A 12,556-nucleotide genomic window follows, 5' to 3' on the forward strand; every position below is an offset into this window, starting at 1 on the left:
GGAAGGCTCAGACGTTGAAAATACGTATCGTGTTCGTTCCTACCGTTTTTCCTATGGGGGTTCCCTTGGTCAGCAGCACTGTGTCCCCTTCTTTTACGAGTCCAAGGCCCGTTATCACACGGATTATCTCCTCTTCACTAGTCTCTTCCACTTTGAACGGGTAGACTCCGTAGGAGAACATCAGCGTGTTGGCGACCCATTCGTTGGTCACAAAAGCCAGAATCCACTGCCTAGGTTTGAACCTCGCGATGAGCCTCGCCGTTTGTCCAGTCCTTGTCGGCGTCAGTATGTACTTGATGTCGAGGGAGTTGAGGGCCTCGATGATGCTCCTTGCTATCGCGTCCTTTATGGTGCCTTTGGCGGGCCCGCGTCCCTTCAGCTCGTTCATCTTCCACTCAACCGTCCTGCTGGCCCACATGCTGTCAAGGTAGGCCTCGGTTGTCCTGGCAATCTTTGCCATCATCTTCACGGCCTCAACCGGGTACTTTCCGACGGCAGTTTCCTCGGAGAGCATGACAGCGTCCGTTCCGTCGAGAATGGCGTTGGCCACGTCCGTAACCTCTGCCCTCGTCGGGAGCTTCTCATGGGTCATGCTTTCGAGCATCTGGGTGGCCGTGATGACCGGCTTGCCGGCGCAGTTGGCCCTCTTGACGAGCTTCTTCTGAAGTATTGGGAGCTTCTCAATCGGCATTTCCACGCCAAGGTCTCCCCTCGCAATCATGACACCATCGGCGGCGTTTAAAATCTCGTCAAAGTTCCTGACCGCATCTGGGCGCTCTATCTTGGCGACGAGGAAGAGGTTGCCGTTGTGGGAGTCAACGAAGCGTCTCACCTTAAGAACGTCGTAGGCCGAGCCGACGAAGCTTATTCCAACCGCGTCAATACCTGCTTCGAGGGAGAACTAAATGAACTCCAGGTCTTTCTTCGTCACGGCGTCTATTGCGAGCCTCGCCTTCGGAATGTTTATGCCCTTGTGGGAGAACAGCGTTCCCCCAACGAGGACCTTACATATCACGTCCTGATCCCTGACCTCCTCGACACGGAGCGCTATGAACCCGTCGCTGAGGTAGATGATATCTCCCTTCGAGACGAGCTTCGGGAAGTCTTTGAACTGCACCGGGATTACCGACTCGTTTCCGGTGACGTTCCTCGTCGTCAGCGTCACAGTCTGCCAGCGCCTGAGGTTTACCGAACCGCCCTCGATTTCCCCAACGCGAATCTTGACACCGGGAAGGTCGCCGAGTATCGCAATAGGCCTGTCAAGCTTCTCTGAAACCTTTCTGACGAGCTTTACCGCCTTCTCATGCTGTTTTAGGTCACCGTGGGCAAAGTTGAGCCTTGCGACGCTCATTCCTGCACGAACCATCGCGGACACTGTCTTCTCCTTGAGCGACGCGGGGCCGAGTGTCGCTATAATCTTTGTCTTCTGCCCTGGGAGCCTCATGCTACCACCTAAAAGAGACTACGTGCTTCTGCTAAAAAACGTTTCCGGGCGCGTCACTGCTTATTGTTTGGGGGCCTGAGAGGTCGCAGTGGCACGTGTTGTAGAGAACCTCAAAGCTTTCGAGGCTCAAAAGAAAAAGTCAAACTCTCCCTGAGCTTTTTCATGCACGAGCCGCAGAAGAACGCCGGCCGGGTGTCCCACAGGGCCATCGTGCCGGGGGAATTCATAACGCAGTAGCCGGAGCAGTGTTCAAGACCAAAGGCGTGGCCGACCTCGTGAAGGATACCCTTGAGCAGGCGCATCTTGAACGTTTCAAGCTCGCGGGAGAGGACGCGCCTCGCAAGGCGCTTGACGTCTTCATCAACGTGAGGGCTCTCAAGGGCACGCAGAGCCATCTTGAGGGCATCGGACTCGAAGGGCTTCATGGATAGCACCATTATCTTCCTGCCGAGTCTCTCGGTCTCGAACCCCAGAAAGCTTTCGTAGAAGTCCAGATACGGGTTTCGTGATGCGAGAGGGAAGCTTATCAGGCCGAGTATCTTGTTCATAACAAAGCCATTGTCCTTCTCCATCTCGACCTTGAGCCTGTAGTCGAGGAAGTCAATGAGAACTTCGAGGGGATAGAGCCTCACGGTCTCCTCTGGGGTCTTTACGCTGATAAGGTAGCCCGGCTCAAGAGTAAGGCTGTCGAGGTAGAGAAACCGTACTCCCAAGTCCCAGTCCCTGAGAAGTCTGTTGGCCTCGTCAACTACTTCGAACATAGCTTCCTTTAGGGTGTTTTCAAGGAAATTAGTGACGTATGTGAAGCCTATGAACTCCATGTTTTACCCTCTCTCAAGTGTAGTGAGTGCGGAATTTATAAGCGTTCTTTTAGGAGGGCAACCGAGAGGTTTTTAAATCCCTTCCCAAAATGGAGCCCTGGGCGATGGCGTCCGCCCGGGGCTTCGAGCCCGAACCGCCCGAAAGGGCTGATGACGCCTGTTCTCCGCTAAAAGCTTGGGAGGCGGTAGAATGGGCTCGAAGCTTCGCAGACTTGGACGTTACGTTAACGTCAATGCCGTCTTACGCTACGTTGAGGAGAGACGGCACGAGGACGGTGGGTACTGCTTCGTGAGCGTACTCAGTGACACCAACGTGAACGACACCTACTACGCGGTCAAAATCTACAAGCTCCTCGGTCTAGAGTTCCCCAAACCTGAGAAAACGATTGAGTTCCTGGCCAGCGCAATTCAGCCGCAGACGGCCGTGGTTGCGATAGCGATGGCCCTCGAAGGCCTCGCCCTGCTTGGGGCAAAGGACACAGCGAGGGAGAAGACTGAGATAGTCTTCACCAAGTACAATCCTTCAGAAGGCAAGTTCGCCGTTGGGCTGGGTGGAAGCGAGGAGTTCGGGACGGCAACGCCCCTCGAAGCCACCTACTGGGTCACTAAGGCTTTTGATGCAGTTGGCTTGAAGTTCAACCCAGATGAGAGAGATGCCATAAGGGAGTTCGTGATGAAGTTCCGCAACGGAAACGGCTACGGCGTCAAGCAACCAACGACGACGATGACATACCAGGCGCTCTTCACCCTCTATATCCTCGGCTACCGGCCGCCCAAGAGCCCACACTTCAGGAACTGCGAGCTCTGCGGTGACTGGGGCGGCTTCACCGAGGTGCCCTACAGCCTTCCCCCGTACCTTGAGCCAACCTTCTACGCTACAAGGGGACTGGAGCTTCAGGACGAAACGCCAACCTGCCCAAGAAGGCACGTCTGGTTCATACGCCAGCTTTGGAACTCCAACGGCGGCTTCAGGAGGAGCCTTGAGCTCGGAATATCCAACTTTCAGAACACCTACCGCGCATTGGCAGTGGTTGACTTCATGAGCAGGTTCGTGTGAGGAGAACTGCCCTACCCACTCAGGAGAAATAAGACCAAAGTAAAAACCCGCGATGAAACCCAAAAATTTAAATGTTCCATCTTCGCTGGAGATGAGAGTCTTCTCAAAAGAGCGAGATAAGCAAAAGGAGAGGTGAGACAATGAACCCGAAAATAGCGACCGCAGTAATGCTCGGCGGCGCTCTCGGTGCACTGGCGAGGTTCTACATCTCGGGGCTGCTCCCAGTGTATAAAGACTTCCCCGTGGGAACCCTGCTAGTGAATTCCATGGCCAGCCTCATACTAGGCTACCTCTACGGCCTGCTCTTCTGGGGAGTGGACGTCCCGGCTGACTGGAGGGCTTTCTTTGGGACTGGCTTCTGCGGTGCGCTGAGCACGTTTTCCACGTTCTCCTACGAGACATTCTCACTCCTCCGCGAGAGGGAGTACATCATAGCCGGCCTCAACGTCCTGGCAAACGTTTTTGTAACCATAAGCCTAGTATTTATAGGGTTTATCCTGGCCCGGAGGTGAGTCAATGGTCGAAGTTGAGCACTGGAACACGCTCCGCCTTCGCATCTACATAGGTGAGAACGACCGCTGGAACGGAAGGCCCCTCTACAAGGTGATAGTTGAGAAGCTCCGCGAGATGGGTATGGCGGGGGCCACCGTTTACAGGGGCATATACGGCTTCGGAAAGAAGAGCAGAGTTCATTCAAGCGACGTCATGAGGCTTTCAACTGACCTACCAATCGTCATTGAAGTAGTTGACAGGGGTTATAAGATAGAAAAGGCAATATGCGAAATCAAGCCGATGATTAAAGACGGAATGATAACGGTCGAGCCGACCATTGTTGTGTGGGTCGGAACACAGGAAGAAGTCAAAAAGTTTGAAGATGACGCCGTTCATGAAGAGTAAAGACATAACCTAAAGATTAATAAGACTGCTAGACTATTACATGACATACTAAATGACATACTAAATGTAAGCTGTACATGTGGGGGGTCAAATATGGTGTTACTGGAGTTCGAAGTACCCCTAAAAAGACTCAACGACGTCATGGACGTCATAGTTAGAGAGGACTCCAAGCTCCAGAGAGTTTACTACCGCGAGGACACGAACAGCGTTATTATACGGACGGTGGTCTCAAAGAGCGCCCTCCAGGTGTTCCTCCTCAAGCTCGCCGCAGTCGTTGATGTCCCCGTTGAGGTTACAATAGTCGATGAGAGGGAAGTCGGCAAGGCAATTCACGAGGCCTTCCTTGTCAGGGTGGATGTTGCAGAGAAGTCCTACCCCGTCGCCATACTGCTCCTGTACAACATCAGCAAGTTCTATCCGGACACCCTGATAGTGGGCACCTCCGCAGACGCTCCCCGCGAGCTTATAGACGCAGTCCTCAACCTGACGATTGGTAAAATCAACCTTCTCAAAGCAGAGAAGGTCAGGAGCTCAATAATCGAGGACGGGCTTTTCGTCCAGTTCAGAACCAGCGTGGCAAACGCCTCTACTAATGGTGTTGTCTTTGTGTGACACAGTCAGAAGTTTCTTAACTTCCCCTCCCAACCTTTTCTGGTGGTCGTGATGCTTCACCACGTCAAACTTATCCACGCAACGAAGAGCAGGAAGCTCGTCGGTAAGAAAATAGTCCTCGCTATTCCAGGAAGCATAGCGGCAGTGGAGTGCGTCAAGCTCGCTAGGGAGCTGATAAGGCACGGCGCCGAGGTTCACGCGGTCATGAGCGAGAACGCCCAGAAGATAATCCATCCCTACGCGATGGAGTTCGCTACGGGGAACCCGGTAGTGACGGAAATCACGGGCTTCATCGAGCACGTTGAACTGGCTGGAGAACACGAGAACAAGGCAGACCTGGTACTCGTCTGTCCAGCAACGGCCAACACGATAGGGAAGATTGCCAACGGCATAGATGACACGCCGGTTACGACCGTTGTAACGACGGCTTTCGCCCACACACCCATTATGATTGCCCCAGCAATGCACTCCACAATGTACCAGCACCCGATAGTCGTTGAGAACATTGAGAAGCTTAAGAAACTTGGTGTAGAGTTCATAGGGCCAAGATTTGAGGAGGGCAAGGCGAAGGTCGCTTCAATAGACGAGATAGTCTACCGCGTTATCCGGAAGCTCCACCCCAAGACCTTGGAGGGTAAGCGCGTCCTCGTGACTGCGGGTGCAACGAGGGAGTACATAGACCCGATCCGCTACATAACCAACTCGAGCAGCGGGAAGATGGGCGTTGCCATCGCCGAAGAGGCAGACTTCAGGGGGGCCGAGGTAACGCTCATCAAGACGAAGGGAAGCGTTCCCAGCTTCGTGGAGAACCAGATTGAGGTTGAGACCGTCGAGGAGATGCTCCATGCTATAGAGGACGAGTTGAAGAGCAAGAAGTACGACATCGTTGTCCTAGCCGCGGCGGTGAGCGACTTCCGTGTCAAGAACAAGGCGGACAAGAAAATCAAGAGCGGAAAAGAACTAACCCTTGAGCTCGAACCCACGCCGAAGATAATAGACCGCGTCAAGGAACTCCAGCCAGATGTCTTCCTCGTTGGGTTCAAGGCGGAGACGGGCCTCAGCGAGGACGAGCTCATAGGGGCCGCGAGGAAGCAGATGGAGAGGGCGGGAAGCGACCTGGTGGTGGCCAACACGCTAAAGGCCTTCGGAAGCGACGAGAACGAGGTCGTACTCGTGGGTAGGGACTTTACGAAGAAACTGCCCAAGATGAACAAGCGCGAGCTCGCCGAGAGGCTCTGGGAAGAAATCGAGAAGCTTCTTTAGCATTTCTGTTTTTGCAATCTCTCTTTGCTCAACGTTATTCCCAACCTTTTGTTTCAAACCAAAAGGTTCATAATTGCATTGCGTCTACTTTTCCCGGTGGTTCGCCATGAAAAAGATAGGCCTCATAGGTGGAACGACGCCGGAATCAACCTGTTACTACTACCGGAACTACATCAGGCTGAGCAGAGAAAAGTTCGGGCCGTTTACGTTTCCGGAGCTGATAATCTACTCGATAAACTTTGATGAGTTCAAAAACAACCCGCGTGGCTGGGAGGGGCGGAAAGAGATACTGATCAAGGCCGCGAAGGCCCTTGAGAAGGCTGGAGCTGAGATAATAGCCTTGACCGCTAACACCCCCCACATCGTCTTCCCGGAGGTTCAGAAAGCCGTCAATGTGCCAATGGTGAGCATAATCGACGCCCTCATAGAGGAGATGAAAAGGAGGGGCGTCAAGAAGGTTCTCCTCCTCGGGACGAAGACGACGATGACGGCGGACTTCTACAAGAACGCCCTCCGCGAGGCGGGCTTTGAGGTAATAACCCCCAACGAAGAAGAGATTGACGAAATAGACAGGATAATCTTCGAGGAGCTGGCCTTTGAGAACCTCAAGAGCAAATCATATCTAATCAATCTTGTTAAGAGGTACGCACAAGAAAAGGGCGTTGAGGGGGTCATCCTCGGCTGCACCGAGCTCCCGCTGGCCATAAAGCAGGGCGACGTGCCGGTCGAGGTCTTTGACACGGCTGAAATCCACATGAGGAAGCTCATCGAGCTCGCGGCCGAGTGATTTCATTCTTTTTCCACACTGCAAACCCTTCGACCACAAGGACGTCCAACCCGGCGTTTCTGAACGTCTTCAGCGCGTCCTCCGGCGAGCATACTATCGGCTCGCCGTGCATGTTGAAGCTCGTGTTCAGGATTGCTCCAAGGCCAGTCTTTCTCTCGAAGGCCTTGATGACTTCGTAGTAGCTTGGGTTTATCTCCTTCCTTACCGCCTGTGGCCTCGTCGTGCCGTCAACGTGCACAACCGCAGGAGCAAGCTCCCTGAAGACATCGCTGGCAGTGTAGCTCATCGTCATGAACTCGTTCGGCTTCCCCCCGAGGTCTTCGAGGTACTCCTCAGCCCTCTCCCAGAGCATTGACGGTGCAAAGGGCTGGAAGACGTCCCTCTTGAGCGCTAAATTGAGCCTCTCCTTGACGCCCTCGTCAGAGGGGTCTGCGAGGATTGAGCGGTTGCCTAAAGCCCTCGGCCCGAACTCCATCGCCTCCTGGAAGAAGCCTACGAGCTTCCCTTCGGCAAGGGCGTCAGCGACGAACTTCTCATCTACCTCCTCAAATTCAAGGCCTTCTTTTCTCAGGAAGTCCTCGACATAGGCCTCATCGTAGGAGGGACCTATATAGACGTGCTCAAGCTTGAATGGCTTCCATCCGCCGTCGAGCCTCTCAAGCTGGGCTTTCACAAATGCCGCCGCACCGAAGGCCAGCCCCCCGTCGTCCATAGCCGGAAAGACCCAGAGGTTGTCGTCCCCAACGATGTTCCTCAGTACGGCGTTGGCCTTGACGTTCTGGGCAACACCGCCGGCGTAGGTCAGGGGAAAACCTTTCGATTTGAGCTTCATGCCCAGCTCCTCGATGAGCTTCTCAAGGTGCGCCTGGGAGCTCGCGGCTATCTCGATGGCCTTCCTCTGGAGCTCGCCGTCAAGCTTTCCGCGCTTCATCTGGTTCGCAATCTCCTTTGCCTGGGAGAATGGATAGCCAAAGAAATCCGCCAGTTTTCTTGTCGCTTCAACGCCGATGACCTTCAGGTGGTTTTCAAAGCTCAGCCCGTTGAGCTCTATTATCGCGCTCAGGTCGTAGGTGGGTCTTCCATATGCCGCTAAGCTCATGACCTTGCCCTCGTGGCGCATCGGCCTGAAGCCCAAAAGCTCTGTCACAGAGGCGTAAAAGTCGCCGAGGGAGTCAATGTAGGTGCTCTGGGCTATCCGTATCATCTCCCCGTCCCTTGCAACGTAGATTGACGAACTCAGGCCGTCCCCTGCTGCGTCTATGCTCAGGGCCAGGGCCTCGCGCCAGCCGGAGGTATAGTAGGCGCCAGCGGAGTGGGCGAGGTGGTGCTCCACGAAAAGCACCTTCCTCTTGAATTCCGGCCCAAAGATCCCCTTCAGCCCCGCCTCAAGCTCCAGAAGCCGTGACTGCTTCCTGAAAATCCCCGCGACAGCTATCACATCAACGTCCTCGGGGCTGGCACCGGCCATGTTGAGAACCGCCTTGATGCTGAGCTCGGGGAAGCCCCTGTACTTCTTAACCCTGTTGAGGCGCTCCTCGTTGACCGCGAAAATCCTTTCGCCGTCTATCAGCACCGCTCCCGCGTCGTGGCCGTCGTGGACTCCGAGAATCATGAGGGTTCACCCGGTTTTAGTTGTTTCCCGGATTTTAAGGGGAAATTAGAAAGAAACCGGAGTAAAGGCTCAGTAAGTCCTGGCAAAGCGTGCTATGAACTTGGCCTCCCTGCCGCAGACTGGGCACTTCTTGCCCTCTGGAGCTTTGGCCTTCTCCTCGGGGTAAGGTGTTCCGAGCATCTTTGCGTCGAGCTCCTCTTCCATTTTAAGCCCGCACTCCTCGTCACCGCACCAGGGAATCTCGACTATACCCCGCCTGTCCTCGAAAACTGCCTTGGCTTCCTCAATCGTGTCAACGCGCTTGATGTGGCTCTCAAGGAACCCCTTGGCGCGGTTGTAAAGGTTCTCGTGAATCGCGTCGAGGGTCTTCTTCACCTCCTCGACTATAGCGTCGCGCTCGACGGGAATCTTTTCAAAGGTGTCACGCCTGGCAAGGACTGCCTTTCTGCCCTCGACGTCCCTCGGGCCGACCTCTATTCTCAGGGGAACGCCCTTCAGCTCCCAGTCGTAGTACTTCCTGCCCGGCCTTATGTCGCGCTCGTCAACGTGGACACGGAAGCCAGCCTTCCTCAGCTCCTCCGCTATCTCCCTCGCGTAGGCGAAGACGTCAACGCTCGCATCTTTCTTCGGAATGGGTACGATAACGACCTGAATCGGAGCTATCGTCGGCGGGAGAACCATTCCGCTGTCGTCGCCGTGAACCGCTATAACTGCCGCGAGAAGCCTTTCGCTCATTCCGAAGGTCGTCTGGTGCACAAATTCGTGGTCGCCCGTCTCGGTCTCGTACTGGATGTTGTAGGCTTTGGCGAAGTTCTGCTTGTAGTTGTGCATCGTGCCTATCTGAAGAGTCCTCCCGTCGGGCATCATTATTTCCGCTCCCAGTGAGTAGAAAGCTCCGGGGAACTTGTCCCAATCGGGCCTCTTTGAGATGATGTAGGGCAAAGCAAGGAACTTCGCGAGGCGGTCGAATATCTCGAGGTCCTCCTTTATCTGCCTCTCGGCGTCCTCGAAGTCAACGTGAGCTGTATGCGCCTCGAAGAACCTGCTGATTTCCCTAACGCGGATGAGGGGCCTCGTGTGCTTGGTCTCGTAGCGGTAGACGTTGACTATCTGGTAGACCTTGAAGGGCAAATCCGCGTGGGAGCGAATCCAGAGGGAGAACATCGAGTACATCGCGGTTTCGCTCGTCGGGCGGAGGATGAGCCTCACGTCGAGCGGGTCGAGGCCCGCATGAGTTACCCAGTAGACCTCGTCCTCAAAGCCCTTTATGTGTTCGGCCTCCTTCTGGAACTCGGTTTCAGGGATGAGCGCTGGAAACAGAACCTCCTCATGGCCGGTTCTGTTCATCTCGGCCCTTATGAAGGCCTCGATGTTGCGCATGATTTTCAGCCCGTACGGAAGCCAGACGTTCATTCCCTTGACGGGGTAGCGCTTGTCAATAATTCCGGCGGTCTCAAGGAGCTCGTTGTACCACTCGCTGAACTCGTTGCTCCACTTCTCACGCTTTACCTTCCCCATCTGCACCACCTAAAGGGAGAACTGGAAGGAGTTTTTAAGCTTTCTCAGGTGAGATTTGCCACTTCATCAGGAGAAACCTTATTAGGTTCGTTTCGATATGGGTCTTAAGGTGATAGCATGAGGCCGAAGGTGGCCGTTCTCTTTAAGATGAAGAGCAAACCCCTTGAGGAACTCAAGAAATGGGCGGACGTTGATGTGATTCTGTACCCAAGCGTTGAGGAGCTTAAAGAGGTCATCGGCAAATACGATGGGGTGATTATTTCCCCGACAAATCCCCTCCCGAAGGAAGTCCTTGAGAGGGCCGAGAGGCTCAAGGTCATAAGCTGTCATTCAGCAGGCTACGACCACGTTGATATTGAGACCGCAACCAAGAAAGGAATCTACGTTACCAAGGTCTCTGGAGTCCTCAGCGAGGCCGTTGCCGAGTTCGCCGTTGGCCTGACCATAGACCTCCTCAGAAAGATTCCCTACGCGGACAGGTTCCTAAGGGCAGGAAAGTGGGAGTCACACAACACCGTCTGGAGCGGTTTCAAGGGGATTGAGACGGTCTACGGCAAGAAAGTCGGAATCCTCGGAATGGGCGCGATAGGAAAGGCCATAGCGCGGAGAATGAAGGCTATGGGCACGGAGATACTCTACTGGTCGCGCTCGCGGAAGCCAGACATTGAGAATGAAGTGGGTGCGAAGTACCTCCCGCTCGACGAGGTTCTGAAGGAGAGCGACATCGTTATTTTAGCCCTCCCTGCGACCAAGGAGACGTACCACATCATCAACGAGGAGAGGCTGAAGCTCCTTGAGGGGAAGTACCTGGTGAACATCGGGCGCGGAACGCTGGTGGACGAGAAAGCCCTCACAAAGGCCATCGAGGAAAGAAAGCTGAAGGGCTACGCGACCGATGTCTTCGAAAACGAGCCTGTTCAGGAGCACGAGCTCTTCAAGTACGAGTGGGAGACTGTTTTAACCCCCCACTACGCGGGCCTCTCGAAGGAGGCGATGGAGGACATGGGCTTCCAGGCGGTTAGGAACCTGCTCGCCGTCCTCCGCGGCGAGGTTCCGGAGGCTCTGGTGAACCGCGAGGTTCTCAAAGTCCGCTCACCTAAGGAGGTAAAGATGCTCTGAGGTGGTGGAGATGGAATGGAAGGAAAAGCTTAAGGCCCTTCTCGAACCGTACGGCGAAATTACTGAAACCGAGAAGGGGTTAATCTTTGAGTTCGGCGACGACGAAGGGGACTTTTCGGACAGACTTGCCTTCATCATTGAGAAACCTGAGGAGTGGCCGCTGGTAGAAGTTGCTGTAAAGGCGATAGCGGATTTAACGGACCACGACGTCCCGGGCAGGAACCTCTTCGCCTTCGGATTTACCCCGGACTTCAAGGGAACCGTTCTTAGACTCGGTCTTTTTGACGGAAAGCCCGGGGCGGGCCCCGTGATTGGGGACGTCCCCGAGAAGGCTGTCAAAATAGCGGAGCGCAACGACATTGAATACCAGCGCGGAAGCGGTGACGGAATCGGCCTTCCGGGGAACTTCACCGAGAAAGACTTCGAGGCTTTGATAAAGCTCGTGGAGGCGATAGCCTTCGAGTGGTAACCTTGTAAATACCCGGAACCAATGCAGAAATGATAGGGAATGGAAACAGGGTTGCGAAAAAACAATATTAGATTATTAGATTAGTGTTTAAACTTTCCGCTAGCGCTTCGTGGGAAGCGAAGCTTCCCGACGTGTTGGGGCTTTGTCCCAACATGCGGAGCAAAGGGCTCTGAAGGTGATTCCATGCTGAAATATCTTGGCTACTTCGCGGTTGGAATCTTCATCGGCATCCTCGCGGCCATGTTTGGCCTCGGGGGTGGGTTCCTCGTAGTGCCAACGCTCAACCTGCTCGGCGTTGAGATACACCACGCAGTCGGAACGTCGAGCGCGGCGGTGGTCTTCACATCGCTCAGCTCTGCAGTAGCGTACGCAAGGCAGGGAAGGATACACTACAAGGCCGGTCTCCTGCTGGCCTCAACCGCAGTAGTCGGTGCCTACATCGGCGCGTGGATGACGGGTTTCATAAGCTCTTCCCAGCTGAAGGTCATCTTCGGTCTCGCGCTGGTCGTCGTTGCAATAAGGATATACCGCAAGAAGACCGCGGAGCCAACCGAGGTAAGGCTTGAGGACGTTGAGATTAACTACAAGCTGGTACCCGTCGGTGGTTTCTTCGCAGGGATAGCGAGCGGCCTCCTCGGCGTCGGGGGTGGAATAATCAACGTGCCCTTCCTGACATACCTCGGCCTGCCGATACACCACGCAGTTGCCACCTCAAGCTTCGCGATAGTCTTTACGGCAACGGCTGGAGCGCTCAAGCACTACATGATGGGCAACGTTGAAGTTCAGTGGCTCGTCCTCCTCGTGCCGGGTCTCATCGTCGGCGCCCAGCTCGGCGCGAGGATCGCGAAGAGAACGAAGGCCAGCGACCTCAAGAAGGCCTTTGCGGTCGTTATGGCCCTGCTCGCGCTGAGAATGGTCCTAAAGGGGCTCGGATTTGGGGTCCCGTGAAGCTTTTAA

Annotated in this window: 12 protein-coding genes, 1 pseudogene and 1 riboswitch; of the genes and pseudogenes, 9 read left to right on the forward strand and 4 right to left on the reverse strand. The window is 54.8% G+C overall.

Annotated elements, in window-relative coordinates; all coding sequences use genetic code 11:
• Nucleotides 1-7: 7 nt before the first annotated feature.
• Together pyk and ACZ5ER_RS08370 are read right to left on the reverse strand one after the other, a co-directional pair.
• Nucleotides 8-1,444: pseudogene (gene pyk, locus ACZ5ER_RS08365) on the reverse strand (pyruvate kinase).
• Between the two features lie 110 nt (nt 1,445-1,554).
• Nucleotides 1,555-2,265: a zinc metalloprotease gene (locus tag ACZ5ER_RS08370; protein WP_050003488.1), complete on the reverse strand. Its 711-nt coding sequence runs from the start codon at nt 2,263-2,265 to the stop codon at nt 1,555-1,557.
• Nucleotides 2,266-2,356: 91 nt separating this feature from the next.
• A riboswitch (Fluoride riboswitch) is annotated at nt 2,357-2,432 on the forward strand.
• 23 nt (nt 2,433-2,455) lie between these two features.
• On the opposite strand from ACZ5ER_RS08370, the gene ACZ5ER_RS08375 reads away from it, so the two are divergent.
• The 6 genes from ACZ5ER_RS08375 to ACZ5ER_RS08400 all read left to right on the forward strand — a co-directional run bounded on the left by ACZ5ER_RS08375 (nt 2,456) and on the right by ACZ5ER_RS08400 (nt 6,881).
• On the forward strand, nt 2,456-3,322 hold the full coding sequence (locus ACZ5ER_RS08375) for a prenyltransferase/squalene oxidase repeat-containing protein (RefSeq protein ID WP_050003489.1): 867 nt from the start codon (nt 2,456-2,458) through the stop codon (nt 3,320-3,322).
• A gap of 140 nt (nt 3,323-3,462) precedes the next feature.
• A complete protein-coding gene (crcB, locus tag ACZ5ER_RS08380) occupies nt 3,463-3,834 on the forward strand; it encodes a fluoride efflux transporter CrcB (protein ID WP_050003490.1) in 372 nt (123 codons plus the stop codon).
• A gap of 4 nt (nt 3,835-3,838) precedes the next feature.
• Nucleotides 3,839-4,219, forward strand: coding sequence for a DUF190 domain-containing protein (locus ACZ5ER_RS08385; protein WP_050003491.1), 381 nt, complete (start codon nt 3,839-3,841; stop codon nt 4,217-4,219).
• 93 nt (nt 4,220-4,312) lie between these two features.
• Complete coding sequence (locus ACZ5ER_RS08390) at nt 4,313-4,831, forward strand: hypothetical protein (RefSeq protein WP_050003492.1); 519 nt, start codon at nt 4,313-4,315, stop codon at nt 4,829-4,831.
• A gap of 51 nt (nt 4,832-4,882) precedes the next feature.
• Nucleotides 4,883-6,094: a bifunctional phosphopantothenoylcysteine decarboxylase/phosphopantothenate--cysteine ligase CoaBC gene (gene coaBC / locus ACZ5ER_RS08395; RefSeq protein ID WP_050003493.1), complete on the forward strand. Its 1,212-nt coding sequence runs from the start codon at nt 4,883-4,885 to the stop codon at nt 6,092-6,094.
• A 106-nt stretch (nt 6,095-6,200) separates the two neighbouring features.
• Nucleotides 6,201-6,881: an aspartate/glutamate racemase family protein gene (locus ACZ5ER_RS08400; RefSeq protein ID WP_464934222.1), complete on the forward strand. Its 681-nt coding sequence runs from the start codon at nt 6,201-6,203 to the stop codon at nt 6,879-6,881.
• Here ACZ5ER_RS08400 and ACZ5ER_RS08405 read toward each other — a convergent pair.
• Nucleotides 6,859-8,493 carry a carbamoyltransferase family protein gene (locus tag ACZ5ER_RS08405; RefSeq protein ID WP_050003972.1) on the reverse strand — a complete coding sequence of 545 codons (1,635 nt, stop codon included), beginning with the start codon at nt 8,491-8,493 and terminating at the stop codon, nt 6,859-6,861. The two genes, ACZ5ER_RS08400 and ACZ5ER_RS08405, sit on opposite strands and share 23 nt — an antisense overlap.
• A gap of 69 nt (nt 8,494-8,562) precedes the next feature.
• On the reverse strand, nt 8,563-10,011 hold the full coding sequence (gene proS / locus ACZ5ER_RS08410; RefSeq protein WP_464935167.1) for a proline--tRNA ligase: 1,449 nt from the start codon (nt 10,009-10,011) through the stop codon (nt 8,563-8,565).
• A gap of 117 nt (nt 10,012-10,128) precedes the next feature.
• Between proS and ACZ5ER_RS08415 the strand changes: the two genes are divergently transcribed.
• From ACZ5ER_RS08415 to ACZ5ER_RS08425, 3 genes are all read left to right on the forward strand, one after another.
• Nucleotides 10,129-11,130, forward strand: coding sequence for a 2-hydroxyacid dehydrogenase (locus tag ACZ5ER_RS08415; protein WP_464934223.1), 1,002 nt, complete (start codon nt 10,129-10,131; stop codon nt 11,128-11,130).
• Between the two features lie 10 nt (nt 11,131-11,140).
• On the forward strand, nt 11,141-11,599 hold the full coding sequence (locus ACZ5ER_RS08420; protein WP_050003498.1) for a hypothetical protein: 459 nt from the start codon (nt 11,141-11,143) through the stop codon (nt 11,597-11,599).
• A 183-nt stretch (nt 11,600-11,782) separates the two neighbouring features.
• Entirely contained in the window at nt 11,783-12,547 is a 765-nt protein-coding gene (locus ACZ5ER_RS08425) for a sulfite exporter TauE/SafE family protein (protein ID WP_050003499.1), read from the forward strand.
• Nucleotides 12,548-12,556: the final 9 nt, after the last annotated feature.

Source organism: Thermococcus marinus (assembly GCF_055389025.1).